Source organism: Rhodococcus sp. 24CO (genome assembly GCF_050586165.1).
Classification (GTDB): Bacteria; Actinomycetota; Actinomycetes; order Mycobacteriales; family Mycobacteriaceae; genus Rhodococcus_F.
Window position 1 is genome coordinate 361401 of sequence record NZ_JAZFNF010000002.1, and the last position, 15238, is coordinate 376638.

Sequence of the window (15238 nt, forward strand, 5' to 3'; positions counted from 1 at the left end):
TAGCGCAGGGGGTTGCTTCAGATTAATCCCCGCGCCTGGATTGTCGTAGTAGTTAAGTTAGGCAGATTTATTCCGGAAGGGTGATTCCCAAATTGTGCGCCTTGGCCGTGACGTCGTCGGGAAACACATTCTTGAAAAGGTAAAGGTCCTGACCGATAACCCAGCCCGGTGCGAGCGCGGTGGCATAACGCTCGAAATAGCCGAGCTGCTTGCCGAACAGAACCAATTCCTCGGGGCTGGCCACACCCCACTGTCTGCCTAGCTGGATCAGCGCCATGATGAGTTCACTCAACTTGAGTTCTCCCAGGTCGCGCCCCAGAATTGGCGCCAATGCCGTGGCAACCTGCAGGCCGAGTTGGTCGTCGTTCACCTCGTAGTCGGTGGCGTATCCCAAGGCGCGGATACCGCGGGCGACACGGGCGAAATCTCCGTCGATCAATGTTGCACGAAACATGTCGGTGAGAATTGTTTGCCACGTTTCGGGGAGAATTCCGACAATTCCGAAATCGAGCATCGCGATTCGACCGTCATCGAGGACCCAGAGATTTCCAGCGTGAACATCACCGTGAAATGGCCCGTGAACAATGACGGATTCGAGCCAAACCTTCACGCCGCGCCGAATCAGCATCCGGGCTTCGTCGACGCCGTCCGGACTCGCGACAAAACGATCGAGAGGAACACCCCGCATTCGCTCCATGCAGATCACCCGCGGCCCGCAGTAATCCCAGTACACCTCGGGCGTCGTCACGCCCTTGTTGTCGCCGAAAGCGCCGATGTTGTTCCGGAACGTCGTCTGTCGATCGGCTTCCACGGCACTGTTCAGTTCCGTCATCGTGGCAGTGTGCAGGTCGCGGATAATGGCCGTAGCATTGGCTATTCGTAGGAACTCGACGAACTTCTCGAGAATTCTCGCGCCTCGATATGCGGCCCTGAGATCGATGAGCATGCGGGCGTAGATACCCGGCCGCTGAATCTTGATGACAGCTTCACGTCCGTCGTGCAGGACGCACGCATGTACTTGCGCCACCGATGCAGCCGCCAGCGGCTGATCGTCGAACGTCGCGAACAGCTCGGAGATCGAGTATCCGAGGTCGGCTTCCACGACGCTGCGGGCCTGCTGCGCGGGGAACGGTGGCACGTCGTCAAGGCACCGGAGGCAGGCATTGGCCAGTGGTGCCGGGAAAATGCCCGACGACGACGCAACCAGTTGCCCGAGCTTCACGAACGTCGGGCCGAGGGTGATGAAGCCGTCCACCACACCGTCGGACGCCGCGTCAGCGATGGTGCGTCCGCGTCTGCGGAACGGCCACACGATCAGAGCAAGCATGATCGACGTGGACAGCACCACCGCGATGACTGCCGATCGCCACAGCTGGGGGAGGCCGAATCGTTCCAGGTCAGGCATACGTACATCGAGAGCGCCTACGGGCACCCCTGAAGAGTAAGGACCGACTGGACGTCGCGTGTGGTCCGGCACGGCTCTCCCTTGTTCAACGGTCGACTTTAGTCAGCATGTCGAGTCACACTAACTTGCCGAGTGCGGGCAATGACTCAGCCTACGTACAGCATGGGCTGTTCTCACGTTTCTGCGCGCCGGATCGTCTACGACGTATGGACCACTTCACCGATCTGCCCGCTCGTGTCGATTCCCTCGATTGGCCTGCGCTGATCGAAGGAATCAATACCAGTGGGTGCGCCCGGACCGGGCCGTTGCTCGACGAGTCGGAATGCAAGGAAATCGCGTCGTGGTACTCGGAGGTGGGCCGGTTTCGGAGCATGATCGACATGGCCCGGTACCGATTCGGGCAAGGGGAGTACCGATACTTTCGTGATCCGGTACCGGAGCCGATCGCCGTCATGCGAGCCGCCTTCTACCGGCAGCTTCTGCCTGTTGCGCGTGAGTGGGCTTTCAAGCTGGGGGACCACGCGCCCTGGCCGGATACCTTCGACGAATGGATCGAGTTGTGCCATGACAGCGGCCAACAGCGTCCGACGCCGATTCTTCTGTCGTACGGCCGTGGCGACTGGAATGCGCTGCACCGGGACCTGTACGGCGAGTTGGTATTTCCGATGCAAGTGGTGATCGGGCTGGACAAGCCGAACGTCGATTACACGGGTGGTGAATTCATGTTGGTGGAGCAGCGGCCGCGCGCCCAGTCCAAGGGAACCGTCACAGTGCTCGAGCAAGGACATGCCCTGATTTTCACCACCAGGGACAGGCCGGTTCCCAGCGCGCGCGGTTGGTCCAGAGCGCCTGTGCGACATGGTGTCAGCGTCGTGCGGTCAGGGGCGCGTCGAACATTGGGATTGGTGCTTCATGATGCCGAATAAGTCGTACATCCTCCGCGACGCCCACAACAAACCGTACGAGAGTCAGACGCCCGGGGTGCTTGGTGGACACCGGAAAACGAAGATCTACGGTCGACTCGACTGCCGAGGGGCCGCGCGCGCAATCGCGCGCGGTGGGTATGTCGCCAGTCGGGTGTTCTTCGCCGACGAGCCGACCGCGATTGCGGCCGGCTATCGACCCTGTGCTGTCTGCATGCCCGCGGACTACGCAGTGTGGAAGGCTGCTTCTACTGGCCGAAGCGGTCCTGGTACTCCTTCGGAATGAGCGGCTTTTCACCGCGAACCTTCAGCTGCTGAACCGCCCAGGTGTTGCCGTCAGGATCGGAGAACCCGAAGAGGGTGCCGCCGTCACGCTCGTCGAAAACTGTGACCTCGCTGGCGTCGACGCCCCGGTCGATGAGCTCCTGCCTGGCCGCTGCCGCGTCGGACACAACCAATTGCAGGCCCTTCAACGAGCCGGGAGGCATCTCGGTTTGTGACGGCAGGTTGCCGATGACGATGGAACAACCCGATCCACGTGGCGTGAGCTGGGCGACCGTCATGTGCTCGTTCACGGTGTGGTGATCGAGATTGAATCCGACCTGATCGCGATAGAACGCAATGGAGCGCTCGAGATCGCTGACCGGAACGATGACTACTTCGAGGGTCCAATCCATGAGAGTGCCTTCCGCAGTGAGTAATCGGGCAAACAGGTGATCAGGACTGTGCGACGATCTTGTCCAGGCGCTCGTAACCTTCGACGACGCCGCGCTCCATATTGCTCTCGATCATGCCGTCGCGCGCCTCGAGGCTCGGATATACGGAGTGGCCGGAGAGGCGGGTGCGCCCGTTGCCCAGATCCTCGAACGTCATGGATTCGATGCTGACCACATCGGGGAAGCCCTCGTATTCGAAGGTCTGGATGGCAAATTCGTTCTCACGAACAACGTGGAAAACGCCGTTGAACGTGTACTCGCCACCCTCTGGATCGCGGTGGATGTACTTGTATCGACCGCCGCTGACAAAGTCGTATTCCTCGATGTCCATCTCGTACCCGTTGGGGCCGAGCCATTGCTTGACCAGTTCGGGATCAGAGTGGGCCGCGAACACGGCACTCACGGGTGCGTCGAATTCGCGCGTGATGTCGATGAACGGAACGCCCTCGGGCGCCGTGATCGTGACGGGATTGGTGGTGCTCATGTCTGTGTCTCCTTCTGTGTGGTGTGCAGTAGGTGATCAAGTTTTCGGAACTGTTGTTCGTGGACCAGTCGATAGCGGTCGATCCAGGCCGTCAAAGCCTCGAGTGCTGCGGCATTCAGATGCACTGGGCGCCTCTGGGCGTCGCGGCTGCGAGTGACCAAACCCGCGGTTTCGAGTACCTGAATATGTTTGGAGACAGCCTGTTTCGTTATTTCGAACGGCTCGGCCAGCTCGTTGACCGTCTGGGGTCCGGTACTCAGGCGGGCGATGATCCGTCGTCGTACCGGGTCGGCAAGTGCCATGAATGCCTTGTCGAGACGATCATCGGCCCCGGGATCCACGATCACTTGTCAATCATCTCCTTTATCAACCAATCTGTTGATTACGATACGAGTCGAGGTGCAGAGTGTCAATGCCTCGGCGCCTACTAGCCTGGAACTCATGAACGCGCTGATCCCGCGCCCGCGGATGGAGGTATCCCCGGGAGCCGTCCACGTTCCGGATTGGCTGGGCCTGGACCAACAGCGCACGCTCGTGAGCGAATGTCGACAGTGGGCAACCGCGCCGGTCCCGATGCGCTCGGCGGTGGTTCCGGGTGGACACAAGATGTCCGTCCAAACCGTGTGCCTCGGCTGGCATTGGCAGCCCTACAAATACACGCGTACGGCCGACGATGTGAACGGTGCGGCTGTAGCCGCACTACCCGAGTGGCTGATCGAGTTGGGGCGCAAAGCTGTGCGAGTGGCGTACGGAGATTCAGGTGAGATCTACACCCCCAACACGGCGCTGATCAACTTCTACGACGACGGCGCCCGGATGGGAATGCATCAGGACAAGGACGAACGCTGCGACGCGCCCGTCGTGTCCCTGAGCATCGGCCAGAGTTGCATATTCCGCTTCGGGAACACGGAGAATCGAAACCGGCCTTACACCGACATCGAACTTCAGTCTGGCGATCTCTTCGTGTTCGGTGGAGAGTCACGGTTTGCCTACCACGGAGTCCCGAAAGTTATTGCAGAAGCGTATATCCGGACAGCGGATTGACGTCTGGCCGGTTGAACATCACGCTCCGGGATACCGGTATGCGGTGAGGTTTTCAGGCTGCCAATGCCCGTTTCACGCGTGAATTATGGATGAGGGCAGGCAGTATCAAAGCTAGAACTGACACCATCGCGCACAGTCCGAGGAAGAGGTATGACCAATTCATTCCCGACGCTCGGAGTGCAGTCAAGGTGCCGGCTGCAAACAACGGCATACCGACTCCGGCAAGCAGGTCCATCTCGCGCGGAGACACCGGAGGGGCGCCCCACATCGGTATCCGTTTGCCCGCGTTCTCTCTCAGCGTGCGCGATATCGACATGGCATAGAGGACTATGCCGACAAGGCTGACGGCAACTCCCATCACAACAGAGCCGGCTCCGGTTCCAGTCGAGAGCAGGGCATACGCAAAGGCGCACATGGTTCCCAGCATGACCGCCGCAGATTTCCATCTCGGCGTCGAAGTCTGCATCGGCGCGTGAACGCTCACCGGCCGCATCGGTTCGAGAGGCTCCATGGGATCAGCGTGCCATGAGTCAGACCGAAAACGAACCATTCATCCTGTTGGGGTGTGACGCACAGATCGATCAGGGCATCGGCATCACGATCTTTCCGACGGTATTGCCGCTACGCATGCGGTGTGCCGCGTCGGACGCTTCCACGAAGGGATAGATGCTGTCGATGACGGGACGTATCCGACCGTCGACGACAGCAGGTATGACCTCGTTGGCGAGGGCAGCAATCACGTTCCCGAGTTCTTCTGCTCGACCGAAGCCGAATGATGCTCCATGCAGGTGAAGATGGCGGTAGGAGAGCGCGTCCAGGTCGATCGTGGACTGCGCGGCGTCGAGGCGTCCGATATTGACGAGGTGCCCGCCGTCTCGGGTGGCGGGTAGGCAGGCCGCTAGAGTCTGCCGCCGGCGTGGTCGAGTACGACGTCGACTCCTCGACCATCTGTTGCTTCGAGTACGGCGTCCGTGAGATTTCGATTCGTCGTGACGACAACGGTGTCTGCGCCGGCTTTGATCAATACGTCTTCCTTGTCCGGAGATCGTGTGGTGCCGATGACGGCGGCTGCGCCCAACGCCTTCGCGATCTGAACTCCCAGCAGGCCGATGCCTGACGTGGCCGCCGTGATGAGTACCGTCTGTCCCGGCGTGTAGCCGGCGAGCATCAGAGCCCCGTGTTCGGTGAGTAGTGCGGTCGGCAGGGCTGTGGCTTCGTTGTATTCCAGGTTGTCGGGCATGGCTATGACGTGCCGGTAATCCGCGAGGACGAACTGCGCGAAACTGCTCGGCGCAGTTCCCATGACACGATCGCCCACTGTGAGGTTGTGGGTACCGGGGCCGAGTGCTGCTATGTCACCGGCAAATTCGTATCCGGCGACGTACGCGTTGTCGGAGCCCGGTGTGTCGAACTCAGCGAGCATCTGCGGATCGGCGTTGTTCAGTGCGACGGCATGAGTGCGCACAAGAACCTGTCCGGGGCCAGGCTCGGGAACGGGAACTTCGTGGGCCACCCAGTCCGGGCCCTGCCCACCGAACAATGCAGTCATGGTCTCAGTCACGATGTTGCGCTCCTTGATATTCGGACTTCACCGGCGATTGCTACGAGGGGCGTTGTATTCCTCGTCGGTGACCTTGTCGCCCCACGTTGTTTCCGTGCTGCCGTCGCCGGGACCTTCCCACAAGGCGAGGTGGCTCATGAAGTGGTCGGGCGCCGCGCCGTGCCAATGTTCTTCGCCGGGCGGTGTGTAGACGGTGTCACCGGGGTGAGCCTCGATGATCTCGCCGCCGCGAGCCTGAATCAGGGCGGTGCCGGACACGATGTGCAAGGTCTGCCCCAGCGCGTGGGAGTGCCAGTCTGTGCGTGAGCACGGCGCAAAGCGAACCATGTTGGCGCGCATGCGTGACGGTTCCTGGCCTGAGTAGATGACGTCCCACCAGACGTCGCCGGTGAACCAGTCTGCGGGAGCTTTGCTCGTGGGCGGTTGCTTCAGAATCTCCATGGGAATTCCTTATGTTGTGGATGAACGATGTTCGATTGACTGTCTCTGCAAACTCGCACTTCTTCGACCTGCTTTTCGTTTACCCGCTGGCGGCACGATGAAGACAAGAAGTATGACGAGGCAACCGGCAAGGAGGCCGGCGCCTGCGGTCAGTGCAGTCGAGACATGCTCGGTGAGTGCTTCTTTCGGGGATTCCGCAGCGGATCCGGCCCCGGCTGAGATCGCGACGAGAATGCCGAGTCCCAGTGCGCTACCCAGTTGGTGTGCTGTGTTGACCAGTCCGGACGCGGCCCCGGCGTCGTCGGCCTTCACCCCGGCGATTCCGGCAGCGGTGAGCGGCGCAAACGCGAGACCTTGGCCTGCGCCGATCAAGATCATCGGTAGTGCAACGCCGCTCAGATAAGTGCTGCCCGAATGCACGAAGCTGAGCCACGTCATACCTACCAATGTGAGTGCCACACCCGCGGCGAGCAACGGAGCGTTTCCGAATCGAGGGGTCAATCGCGGAATCAGCAGTGCAACTGCAAAATTGACGACCGTCATCGGGAAGAAGGCCACACCGGCTTGGAAAGCGCTGAATCCCATTGCGCCCTGCAGAAGTTGAGTGGTGAAGTAGAAGAATCCGATCATGGCGCCGAGGTACAACATGCGGGCGGCGTAGGCGCCGGATCGTTCGCGAGAGCGGAAGAGTCGAAGCGGCATGATGGGTTGCTCCGCGCGCGATTCATTGCGAATCAGCAGAGCCAGGAGAACCGCACCGAGCGTCAGCGTCAGGAAGGTGGTCGGTGATGCCCATCCGGCTTCGGCGGAGTTGACTATGCCGAAGACCAGTGCGGCCATTCCGAGTGTGGCGTAGACGGCGCCGGCTACATCGAAACGTCCTGTGCTCGGCTTTGTTTCGGGAATGAACCGCGGTGCGAGAACGATCATCGCGATGCCGATCGGGACGTTGATGAAAAATCCTGCGCGCCAGGACACCCAATCGGCAAGGGCACCGCCGATCACGAGGCCGAGGCTCGCGCCGATCCCGGCGGCTGCGCCGTACCAGGCAACCGCGCGTGTCCGTTCGCGCCCTGGCGGGAAGCTTGCCGTCAGGAGTGACAGTGATGCCGGTGCGACCACCGCGGCGCCGACACCCTGGAGGGCGCGGGCCGCGATGAGCCACCAACCGTTGGGAGCAACCCCGACCAGGAACGACGCGGCTGCGAAGATCGCCAACCCGGCAACAAAGACGCGGCGACGGCCGAAGATGTCGCCGAGTCTCGCGCCGAGAAGGAGAAGGCCGCCGAACACGAGGGTGTACGCGTCCTGCACCCAGGACAACCCGGTCGCCGAATACCCCATCTCGGCTGCGATGCTTGGCAGCCCGGTGAAGATGATCGAGTTGTCGAGCAGGATCATGAAGTAGCTGATCAGAATGATCGCGAGGATTGCCGTGGAGTTGACGCGACCGGTCCGGGCAGTGTCGACGGTGGTCATGGGTTACGGCTGAACGAGAACTTTGAGTGCCTCACGTGTGTCCATCGCGCGGTAGGCGTCCGGTACCTCGTCGAGGTTGACAGTTCGGTCGAAAACCTTGCCCGGCTGGATCTTTCCGTCGAGAACGTCTGGCATGAGCTCCTCGATGTACGCGCGCACGGGAGCGGGACCACCGGTGAGTGTGACGTTGGGTCCGAACAGGCTGCCGAAACCGACGGGTGCCACCTCGTACTGAGGTACACCGACGCGGCTGATGACACCGCCGGGGCGAACGACACCGATCGCCTGCTCGTAGGCGGGCATGTGGCCCACGGCTTCGAGCACAACATGGGTGCCGTCACCGCCGGTCAGTTCGCGGACCTTGGCGATGCCCTCGTCGCCGCGCTCGGCGACGATATCGGTTGCTCCGAACTCGATGCCCAGATCGGTGCGCGACTTGTGACGGCCCATGAGGATGATCCGCTCGGCGCCCAGTCGTTTGGCGGAGAGAACTGCCATGAGGCCGACGGCGCCGTCGCCGATGACGGTGACCGAGGTGCGTTCGTTCACTCGACCCTTGACGGCAGCGTGGTAGCCGGTGCCCAGGACGTCGGACAGGGTGAGCAGTGAGGGGAGCAGTTCCGAGTCTTCGCCGACGGGTGCTTTGACGAGGGTGCCGTCTGCCAGTGGCACGCGGATGGCCTCCGCTTGGGCGCCACCGATGCCGTTTCCTGCCCAGAATCCGCCATGGCGGCACGACGTCTGCAGTCCTTCGCGGCAGAACTCGCAGGTTCCGTCCGACCAGGCGAACGGGGCGATGACAAAGTCGCCTTTCTTCAGCGTGGCTACGTCGCCGCCGACCTCTTCGACGACGCCGACAAATTCGTGGCCCATCGGAGTGCCGCCCGGTGTGGCAGGCATGTCGTGGTACGGATGCAGGTCGGATCCGCAGACGCATGCTCGAACGATGCGTACCAGGGCGTCGGTCGGCTGCTGCAGTGCCGGGTCAGGCACGTTCTCGACGCGAACGTCTCCGGCGCTGTACATGATGGTTGCGCGCATGATGAATCCTCTCGGGTTGTTCGGTTCGCGGTGTCGATACCCAGTGAACCGTCCGAATCATGACGGCGGGAGTTCCTGTCGTTCCAGGTACCGGCAGTACCTCCCTGCGCTTCGACGACTCGAGTAACGTAATCGGCATGGACAACCGAGCCGAGATCCGCGAGTTCCTCAGCTCCCGCCGCGCGCGCATCACTCCCGAGCAGGCGGGACTACCGGCGTACGGCGGAAACCGTCGGGTCAAAGGACTGCGCCGCGAAGAAGTTGCCTTGCTGGCGGGTGTCAGCATCGACTACTACGTGCGAATGGAACGCGGCAATCTTTCTGGAGCGTCGGATTCGGTGCTCGAAAGTCTTTCCCGGGCACTTCAACTCGACGAGGCAGAGCAGGATCACCTGTTCGACCTGGCGAAGACCGCAAGTGCGTCGGCTCCGCCGAAGCGGAGATCCGCACCCAAAGGTGTCAGTCCGGCCATTCAGCAGATACTCGACGCCATCACCGACGCCCCCGCGTGGGTCCGGAACGCCCGTCACGATATGTTGGCCGCCAATCGAATGGCCCGGGCGCTGTATTCGCCGGTACTGGCAGATCCACGTCGTCCCGCCAACAATGCGCGCTTTGTGTACCTCGACCCGGCTTCGCAGGAATTTTTCGCCGACTGGGAACGTGCTGCCGACGATATTGCGGCAATGCTCCGATCTGAGGCGGGGAAGAACCCGCACGACAAGGCGCTCACCGAATTGATCGGTGAATTAGCCACGCGCAGTGAGGTATTCCGCACGCGATGGGCGAAACACAATGTGCGCTTTCATCGAACAGGCTTCAAGAAGGTGCATCATCCCGTTGTCGGAGATCTCGAGCTGAACTTCGAGGCGATGGAACTTCCCTCAAACCCCGGGCTGACGCTGCTGGTCTACACCGCAGCGCCGGATACTCCGACGGCAGATGCGCTGAAACTCCTGGCGAGTTGGGCGGCTACCCAGGATCAGTTGGATCCGGCCAACGACAAAGAAACGTCCCTGTAGGAGCACTCAGTTCGACGGCGCCGTCAGAATTTTCTTGAGGGCGGGGAGATCGAGCGTTGCCGCAAGATCTGCAATGGTGACTCCCGACAGCGAAGCACGCCATACCTTTTCGGCATCGGCCATGACCTTGGCGATACCGCACGGGGCGAGGCACTGCTCCGGCGGCGCGGCGAGGATTCCTTGTTGCCGAATCTCCGTGCACCGGAACGCAGGTTCCTTACCGTCGACGGCCTGAACGACGTCGAGAACTGTGATGTTCTCGGGTGGCCGGGTCAGGATGTATCCGCCGTCGCGGCCCTCGGTCGGATTGACAAGACCGGCCTGCGCCAGAGCGCGCAGATGTTTTGCCAGGTATGTCTTCGACACCCCGTGCAGTTCGGCGAGTCTGGCTGTGGGAACCGGGCCGTCAGCCTGGCTGAGGACCACACAGCAATGGAGCGACCACTCCACTCCTCCGGAAAGCTTCATACAAGAACTCTATCGACGCCGTGGAAACCGGTTGGGGCCGGACATCGGTGGTGTTGCCTTCTTCAGGCTTTCGAGGCCAACCACTCGTCCAGTGTTGTCGGCGCAATCCAGGCGTTCGCGCCGGGAGTTGGTGTGAGCGAGGCACTGTCGAGTTTCGCGCCGAAGTAGCCGGCCTCCGGATCGGGCGCCACTGAGCGGTCGTCGCCGGTGACGGAGAACAAGCGTCGTACCAATTCGTCGATACCCAGCGGTTCGGGTCCGGCGATCTCGACCGTGCCGTTCACCGGCGGGCCGGTCACAACCTCCGCAACGTGAGATACGACGTCCCGCGACGCGATCGGCTGAAGATGCGCCGGCGTTGCATGGACCGTGCCGTCCACAGTCCCGGCATCGGCGATTCCGGCGATGAACTCGAAGAACTGGGTCGAGCGGACGATCGAGTAGGGAATCGGCCCGGCCTTGACCAGGTCTTCCTGGGCGACCTTGGCTCGCATGTACCCGGAATCAGACAGTCGATCGGCACCCACGATGGACAGGATGACGTGGTGCCCGACGCCCGCCTTCTCCTCCGCGGCGAGGATATGGCTGGTCCCGTCGCGGAAGAAAGCCATGACGTCGTCGTCCGACCACGACGGGGAATTCGTAAGATCTACGACTACATCTGCGCCGGTCACGGCTTCGAGGAGGCCTTCGCCCGTGGTTGTGTCGATACCGTCCGCGCGGCCGAGTGCCTTTACATCGTGCCCGGCATCACCGAGCTTCGATGCGACCTGACTTCCGATGAGCCCACTCCCGAAAATGACGATCTTCATGTTCTACTCCTTTACTTGGATAATTCATGTCCAAGTATACTCGGATATGAATTATCCAAGTCAAGAGTTACCGGAACAGTTCTGCAGCCAATGCCTCGTACGTCGCAATCGGATCTCCATCGGCCGGAAGTGCCTGGATCGCAACGTGGTCGGCACCGGCCGCTATATGTTCACGCAACCTGTCCGCGATGGAACGGGCGGTTCCGTAGGCCACTAGTGCGTCGATGACACGATCGTTTCCGTCGTTCGCAATTTCGTCGGGTGCAAAGCCGAGGCGTTCGAGATTGGTTGTGTAGTTGCGTAGGTGCAGATATGGATTGGCCACAGCCGGACGGCCGATCGCCCGCGCCTGGCCTGGATCGGTCTCGAGAACAACTTTGTGTTCCGGCGCAAGAATTTTCGACGGTCCGAGAATCTCGCGTGCTTCGGCAGTGTGTTCGGGAGTTGTCAGATAAGGATGCGCACCGGCAGCGCGATCAGCCGACAGCTTCAATACCTTGGGGCCGAGAGCGGCGAGAACGCGACGAGATTCCGGAACCTGAGCCGCGTCGAGTTCATCCAGGTAGGACACCAAGGTGGCGTACGGCTTCGAGTAATCGCCGGTGGCTTCGGGATGCCCGATGCCGATTCCGAGGAGGAACCGTCCCGGGTGCTTGGCTTCGAGTCGGTGGTACGACTCGGCAACTTCAGCAGCGGGTGACGACCAGACGTTGACGATCCCGGTTGCCACGGTGATGCGTTCCGTCGCGTCGAGTAGCTTCTCGGCCACCCGAAGGTCCGCGCGCGGTGAACCTCCGATCCAGATGGTGCCGAACCCGAGTTTCTCGATTGCCGCCCCCAGATCCGGCTTCAATCCGGCGGCTCCTCGCCAGATTCCGTAGGTGCCCAGGTCAGGTGTCTGCGTCGCGTCAGTCATGGTGGTTGTAACCCGAGTGTGACCTGGATCTATTCCGTGCCGGGCGCACGGTAGTCGGTGGGGCGATTGACTGCTTCGTCGATTTCCTCGGGCGTGAGCAGTGTGACGGATTCGGATCGAGCCGCTCCCTCGGCGGTGGTGCGAATGCTCAAGGCCGCGGCGGCAACGGCGTCGGGAAGGCTGCCGATGACAAACATGTCATGACTGCCGAGTGCAAAGTGACAGGATTCGACTGTGCCACCGACACTTTCGACCATGTGGGTTATTGCATCGCGACGGGCGGTGCCACCTTCCTTCTGAAGGCCGGCGGCCCCGGTTGGTGTGTACGTCACTTGCCAGAGGTACTTCGGCATTTCGGCTCCTTGCTCGGCAGGGGTATTCACCTCCGAGGGGTGTACCCACAAAGGGGTAGGGGACAATCAACCCATGGTTGGTACTCCGGTGATCGTGACGATCGTGTCTGTCTGTGTGGGTTTTGTGATCTTCATGCTCGCGGCAAGCGGCGCCCGCGGAAAGTGGGATCGTCGGCTCGTCATCGGGTTGTTTGTCGCAGCGGTGGTGTGCCTGACCGTCGTACCGGTGTCCGTTGCGCTCAGCGCTGGGGTATCGGGCGTCTAGTCTGATCTGGTGGCAGATATCCGAGTAGGTATCTCAGGGTGGACGTACCCCGCCTGGCGTGGGGACTTCTATCCGACCGGTCTTGCACATCGCAAGGAATTATCCTATGCCGCAGAGAAATTGACCTCGATCGAAATCAACGGTTCGTTCTATGCGCTTCAGAAACCGGAGAGTTTCGCGAAGTGGCGCAGTGAAACACCCGAGAATTTTGTGTTTGCCCTCAAGGGCGGTCGGTACATCACGCATATGAAGCGACTGCTCGACACACAGACGGGGCTGGCCAACTTCTTTGCTGCGGGTGTGCTTGCGCTGGGGCCGAAACTCGGACCGATCTTCTGGCAGTTGCCGCCTACTTTGCAGTTCGAGCCCGAGCGGTTGGCGAGCTTCTTCGAACTGCTTCCGCGTACGACGACGCAGGCTGCTGAACTGGCAGCCCGGCACGACGAGAAGCTGACCGAAGACCGGGTGCTGGCGCACGCAGAGATCGAACTCCCGATCCGTTATGCGGTGGAGGCGCGCCATGCCAGCTTTGCCGTGCCGGAGGCGGTGGAACTGATGCGCGAGCACGGCATCGGGTTTGTTGTCGCCGATACCGCGGGAAGGTATCCGCAGATCACTACGCCGACCAGCGATTTTGTGTACGTGCGCATGCACGGCGACAAGGAACTGTACGCAAGCGGTTACACCGACACAGCTCTGGACAGTTGGTCCGAACGCGCTCGGGGTTGGATGAGCGACGGGCTCGACGTGTTTGTGTACTTCGACAACGACATGAAGGGCTTTGCGCCGCACAACGCCATGGCGTTCCTGGCCCGTTTCACATGAATCCTTGTTGTCGGTGCTACCTGGCAAGCTCACACGCGAGCGCGAACAAGGAGAACCGAACGTGAACCCCCAGCAGAGTTGGCCCACCGAGTGGCCGAAGGTTGCCCGCGACATCGCTACTGCCACGGCAGACGCACTAGCCGCGGTGCGAGCGGCCAACCGCGACGCGCTGACGGAGGCGGTCGAGGAACTGCGCACGCTGTCCTTCGAGCAGGTCACATCAGTGCACGCGGCTATCGTTCGTGAACTCCTCGAGGACACCCACCCGGACGGACTCTCGAGCGAAGATGTGCAGGACGCGCTCACTGCCTGCGCCAAGTCCACCATCGTGTGGCTTCCCGACCTCGACGTGCAGGCCCTAGCCGCGGTGTACACCGGTGCCCTCGGCATCACCGATCTCGAAGACGACTCATTCCGGATCGGCCACGGTGCGTACCTGCGTTCAGCCGTGCTGGTGATCGGTAGTTTGTCCGCGGTCGTCAAGAAACCGCTGACGACGTACATCACTGCCGCGATTGGCGAGATCGCGCGCGCTCAGACCATCGAGATGCCGTGAGCGCGTAAACCCACCTAGGCTGGTCGTATGTCGAAAATTGCGAGTGCAGACCGGGTTTCGCATGCCGAGTTACTCGAATTCATCAGACCGCGCCACCGTGCCACTCTCGTGACCGTCCGCAAGTCCGGCGAACTCCAGATTTCGCCGGTCACGTGTGGCGTCGACGACGAAGGCCGCATCGTCATCTCCACCTACCCGGAGCGGGCTAAAGCGGTGAATGTACGTCGTACTCCCGCCGTGTCGTTGTGTATCCACTCCGACGAGTGGAACGGGCCGTACGTGCAGGTGAACGGGACGGCCGAGCTCATCGACCTGCCGGAATCCGTCGAACCCCTCGTCGACTACTACCGCTCGATCGCCGGCGATCATCCCGACTGGGACGAGTACCGCCAAGCGATGCACAAGCAGGGCAAGAGCCTGATCCGCGTCACCGTCGATTCGTGGGGGCCGATTGCAACAGGTGGATTTCCACCGGAGCGCTAGGGAGCTGTCGGGGAGAGGTGCAGGACGGTGGCGTCCCGCGCCTCGAGCGGCTCGTTGCAATGGGCACACACCACCTGCGCGTGCAGCTGCTCGCCGCACCGATGTTCGACGACGGTGGGAGGCGGACCGTCGATCGCGTAGGTGTCTCCCCATTCCATGATCGCCATCAGAATCGGGTACAGAGCTTTACCGGACTCGGTGGCGACGTATTCGTAGCGTGGGGGATGGCCTTCGTACAAGCGTTTTGTCAGCACGTCGGCGTCGACGAGCGTGCGAAGTCGGGCGGCAAGGATATCTCGACTGGCGCCGGTGCCCCTCGCGATGGCGTCGAAGCGTCGTTGCCCGAGGACGATCTCACGCAGGATCAGAAGCGACCATTTCTCGCCTACAAGATCCAAGGCCTTGGCGATGGAGCAGTTACGACCTTTGGGTTTCATGGTCACT

The 15238-nt window shown here is 61.5% G+C and carries 22 protein-coding genes and 1 pseudogene; 8 read left to right on the forward strand and 15 right to left on the reverse strand.

Annotated elements, in window-relative coordinates; translation table 11 throughout:
* Positions 1 to 67 precede the first annotated feature (67 nt).
* Positions 68 to 1405, reverse strand: coding sequence for an ABC1 kinase family protein (locus V2B23_RS05840; RefSeq protein WP_430949738.1), 1338 nt, complete (start codon positions 1403 to 1405; stop codon positions 68 to 70).
* A 206-nt stretch (positions 1406 to 1611) separates the two neighbouring features.
* Between V2B23_RS05840 and V2B23_RS05845 the strand changes: the two genes are divergently transcribed.
* Together V2B23_RS05845 and V2B23_RS05850 are read left to right on the forward strand one after the other, a co-directional pair.
* Positions 1612 to 2331 (forward strand): 2OG-Fe(II) oxygenase, encoded by a 720-nt coding sequence (locus V2B23_RS05845; RefSeq protein ID WP_430949739.1) that lies wholly within the window; start codon positions 1612 to 1614, stop codon positions 2329 to 2331.
* Positions 2321 to 2614, forward strand: coding sequence for an Ada metal-binding domain-containing protein (locus V2B23_RS05850; RefSeq protein WP_084702504.1), 294 nt, complete (start codon positions 2321 to 2323; stop codon positions 2612 to 2614). The genes V2B23_RS05845 and V2B23_RS05850 overlap by 11 nt, the downstream gene beginning before the upstream one ends.
* Here the strand turns inward: V2B23_RS05850 and V2B23_RS05855 are convergent.
* Genes V2B23_RS05855 through V2B23_RS05865 form a run of 3 tightly spaced genes read right to left on the reverse strand, consistent with a single transcriptional unit; the run spans position 2577 to position 3875 of the window.
* Entirely contained in the window at positions 2577 to 3005 is a 429-nt protein-coding gene (locus V2B23_RS05855) for a VOC family protein (RefSeq protein ID WP_045065366.1), read from the reverse strand. The genes V2B23_RS05850 and V2B23_RS05855 overlap by 38 nt on opposite strands.
* Before the next feature lie 40 nt (positions 3006 to 3045).
* Positions 3046 to 3528, reverse strand: coding sequence for an SRPBCC family protein (locus tag V2B23_RS05860; protein WP_045065363.1), 483 nt, complete (start codon positions 3526 to 3528; stop codon positions 3046 to 3048).
* Positions 3525 to 3875 carry an ArsR/SmtB family transcription factor gene (locus tag V2B23_RS05865; RefSeq protein ID WP_430949487.1) on the reverse strand — a complete coding sequence of 117 codons (351 nt, stop codon included), beginning with the start codon at positions 3873 to 3875 and terminating at the stop codon, positions 3525 to 3527. Before V2B23_RS05865 ends, V2B23_RS05860 begins: the two co-directional genes overlap by 4 nt.
* A gap of 94 nt (positions 3876 to 3969) precedes the next feature.
* Between V2B23_RS05865 and V2B23_RS05870 the strand changes: the two are divergent.
* A pseudogene (locus V2B23_RS05870) lies at positions 3970 to 4619 on the forward strand (alpha-ketoglutarate-dependent dioxygenase AlkB family protein).
* Positions 4620 to 4624: 5 nt separating this feature from the next.
* Here V2B23_RS05870 and V2B23_RS05875 read toward each other — a convergent pair.
* The 6 genes from V2B23_RS05875 to V2B23_RS05900 all read right to left on the reverse strand — a co-directional run bounded on the left by V2B23_RS05875 (position 4625) and on the right by V2B23_RS05900 (position 9094).
* Complete coding sequence (locus tag V2B23_RS05875) at positions 4625 to 5083, reverse strand: hypothetical protein (protein ID WP_430949488.1); 459 nt, start codon at positions 5081 to 5083, stop codon at positions 4625 to 4627.
* Between the two features lie 70 nt (positions 5084 to 5153).
* Positions 5154 to 5426 (reverse strand): zinc-binding dehydrogenase, encoded by a 273-nt coding sequence (locus tag V2B23_RS05880; protein ID WP_430949740.1) that lies wholly within the window; start codon positions 5424 to 5426, stop codon positions 5154 to 5156.
* Between the two features lie 44 nt (positions 5427 to 5470).
* Complete coding sequence (locus tag V2B23_RS05885) at positions 5471 to 6133, reverse strand: quinone oxidoreductase family protein (RefSeq protein WP_430949489.1); 663 nt, start codon at positions 6131 to 6133, stop codon at positions 5471 to 5473.
* A 27-nt stretch (positions 6134 to 6160) separates the two neighbouring features.
* Positions 6161 to 6574 carry a (R)-mandelonitrile lyase gene (locus tag V2B23_RS05890; RefSeq protein ID WP_141486793.1) on the reverse strand — a complete coding sequence of 138 codons (414 nt, stop codon included), beginning with the start codon at positions 6572 to 6574 and terminating at the stop codon, positions 6161 to 6163.
* A 9-nt stretch (positions 6575 to 6583) separates the two neighbouring features.
* Positions 6584 to 8053 (reverse strand): MFS transporter, encoded by a 1470-nt coding sequence (locus V2B23_RS05895; protein ID WP_430949490.1) that lies wholly within the window; start codon positions 8051 to 8053, stop codon positions 6584 to 6586.
* Between the two features lie 3 nt (positions 8054 to 8056).
* Entirely contained in the window at positions 8057 to 9094 is a 1038-nt protein-coding gene (locus V2B23_RS05900; RefSeq protein ID WP_430949491.1) for a zinc-dependent alcohol dehydrogenase family protein, read from the reverse strand.
* Positions 9095 to 9231: 137 nt separating this feature from the next.
* On the opposite strand from V2B23_RS05900, the gene V2B23_RS05905 reads away from it, so the two are divergent.
* Positions 9232 to 10116, forward strand: coding sequence for a helix-turn-helix transcriptional regulator (locus V2B23_RS05905; protein ID WP_415394832.1), 885 nt, complete (start codon positions 9232 to 9234; stop codon positions 10114 to 10116).
* Positions 10117 to 10122: 6 nt separating this feature from the next.
* On the opposite strand, the gene V2B23_RS05910 is transcribed toward V2B23_RS05905, so the two are convergent.
* From V2B23_RS05910 to V2B23_RS05925, 4 genes are all read right to left on the reverse strand, one after another.
* On the reverse strand, positions 10123 to 10584 hold the full coding sequence (locus V2B23_RS05910; protein WP_430949492.1) for an RrF2 family transcriptional regulator: 462 nt from the start codon (positions 10582 to 10584) through the stop codon (positions 10123 to 10125).
* A gap of 62 nt (positions 10585 to 10646) precedes the next feature.
* Positions 10647 to 11396 carry an SDR family oxidoreductase gene (locus V2B23_RS05915; RefSeq protein ID WP_430949493.1) on the reverse strand — a complete coding sequence of 250 codons (750 nt, stop codon included), beginning with the start codon at positions 11394 to 11396 and terminating at the stop codon, positions 10647 to 10649.
* A 67-nt stretch (positions 11397 to 11463) separates the two neighbouring features.
* Positions 11464 to 12312 carry an LLM class F420-dependent oxidoreductase gene (locus V2B23_RS05920; RefSeq protein WP_430949494.1) on the reverse strand — a complete coding sequence of 283 codons (849 nt, stop codon included), beginning with the start codon at positions 12310 to 12312 and terminating at the stop codon, positions 11464 to 11466.
* 29 nt (positions 12313 to 12341) lie between these two features.
* The gene (locus tag V2B23_RS05925; protein WP_033233560.1) at positions 12342 to 12665 is read right to left on the reverse strand and encodes a GYD domain-containing protein; all 324 of its coding nucleotides are present in this window, start codon (positions 12663 to 12665) and stop codon (positions 12342 to 12344) included.
* Between the two features lie 73 nt (positions 12666 to 12738).
* Between V2B23_RS05925 and V2B23_RS05930 the strand changes: the two genes are divergently transcribed.
* The 4 genes from V2B23_RS05930 (at position 12739) to V2B23_RS05945 (ending at position 14794) form a co-directional block, all read left to right on the forward strand.
* The gene (locus V2B23_RS05930; protein ID WP_033233559.1) at positions 12739 to 12930 is read left to right on the forward strand and encodes a hypothetical protein; all 192 of its coding nucleotides are present in this window, start codon (positions 12739 to 12741) and stop codon (positions 12928 to 12930) included.
* A gap of 9 nt (positions 12931 to 12939) precedes the next feature.
* Positions 12940 to 13755, forward strand: a complete 816-nt coding sequence (locus V2B23_RS05935) for a DUF72 domain-containing protein (RefSeq protein ID WP_430949495.1) — start codon at positions 12940 to 12942, stop codon at positions 13753 to 13755.
* Positions 13756 to 13816: 61 nt separating this feature from the next.
* The gene (locus V2B23_RS05940) at positions 13817 to 14311 is read left to right on the forward strand and encodes a hypothetical protein (protein ID WP_430949496.1); all 495 of its coding nucleotides are present in this window, start codon (positions 13817 to 13819) and stop codon (positions 14309 to 14311) included.
* A 27-nt stretch (positions 14312 to 14338) separates the two neighbouring features.
* A complete protein-coding gene (locus V2B23_RS05945; RefSeq protein WP_138870729.1) occupies positions 14339 to 14794 on the forward strand; it encodes a PPOX class F420-dependent oxidoreductase in 456 nt (151 codons plus the stop codon).
* Here the strand turns inward: V2B23_RS05945 and V2B23_RS05950 are convergent.
* Positions 14791 to 15231 (reverse strand): winged helix-turn-helix transcriptional regulator, encoded by a 441-nt coding sequence (locus V2B23_RS05950; protein WP_430949497.1) that lies wholly within the window; start codon positions 15229 to 15231, stop codon positions 14791 to 14793. The two genes, V2B23_RS05945 and V2B23_RS05950, sit on opposite strands and share 4 nt — an antisense overlap.
* Positions 15232 to 15238: the final 7 nt, after the last annotated feature.

Coding starts and splice junctions, on each gene's coding strand:
- V2B23_RS05925 (WP_033233560.1), bottom strand. CDS start 12,665: ATGCCGAAGTACCTCTGGCAAGTGACGTACACACCAACCGGGGCCGCC.
- V2B23_RS05875 (WP_430949488.1), bottom strand. CDS start 5,083: ATGGAGCCTCTCGAACCGATGCGGCCGGTGAGCGTTCACGCGCCGATG.
- V2B23_RS05910 (WP_430949492.1), bottom strand. CDS start 10,584: ATGAAGCTTTCCGGAGGAGTGGAGTGGTCGCTCCATTGCTGTGTGGTC.
- V2B23_RS05900 (WP_430949491.1), bottom strand. CDS start 9,094: ATGCGCGCAACCATCATGTACAGCGCCGGAGACGTTCGCGTCGAGAAC.
- V2B23_RS05890 (WP_141486793.1), bottom strand. CDS start 6,574: ATGGAGATTCTGAAGCAACCGCCCACGAGCAAAGCTCCCGCAGACTGG.
- V2B23_RS05895 (WP_430949490.1), bottom strand. CDS start 8,053: ATGACCACCGTCGACACTGCCCGGACCGGTCGCGTCAACTCCACGGCA.
- V2B23_RS05845 (WP_430949739.1), top strand. CDS start 1,612: ATGGACCACTTCACCGATCTGCCCGCTCGTGTCGATTCCCTCGATTGG.
- V2B23_RS05840 (WP_430949738.1), bottom strand. CDS start 1,405: ATGCCTGACCTGGAACGATTCGGCCTCCCCCAGCTGTGGCGATCGGCA.
- V2B23_RS05915 (WP_430949493.1), bottom strand. CDS start 11,396: ATGAAGATCGTCATTTTCGGGAGTGGGCTCATCGGAAGTCAGGTCGCA.
- V2B23_RS05855 (WP_045065366.1), bottom strand. CDS start 3,005: ATGGATTGGACCCTCGAAGTAGTCATCGTTCCGGTCAGCGATCTCGAG.
- V2B23_RS05945 (WP_138870729.1), top strand. CDS start 14,339: ATGTCGAAAATTGCGAGTGCAGACCGGGTTTCGCATGCCGAGTTACTC.
- V2B23_RS05860 (WP_045065363.1), bottom strand. CDS start 3,528: ATGAGCACCACCAATCCCGTCACGATCACGGCGCCCGAGGGCGTTCCG.
- V2B23_RS05950 (WP_430949497.1), bottom strand. CDS start 15,231: ATGAAACCCAAAGGTCGTAACTGCTCCATCGCCAAGGCCTTGGATCTT.
- V2B23_RS05850 (WP_084702504.1), top strand. CDS start 2,321: ATGCCGAATAAGTCGTACATCCTCCGCGACGCCCACAACAAACCGTAC.
- V2B23_RS05905 (WP_415394832.1), top strand. CDS start 9,232: ATGGACAACCGAGCCGAGATCCGCGAGTTCCTCAGCTCCCGCCGCGCG.
- V2B23_RS05920 (WP_430949494.1), bottom strand. CDS start 12,312: ATGACTGACGCGACGCAGACACCTGACCTGGGCACCTACGGAATCTGG.
- V2B23_RS05930 (WP_033233559.1), top strand. CDS start 12,739: ATGGTTGGTACTCCGGTGATCGTGACGATCGTGTCTGTCTGTGTGGGT.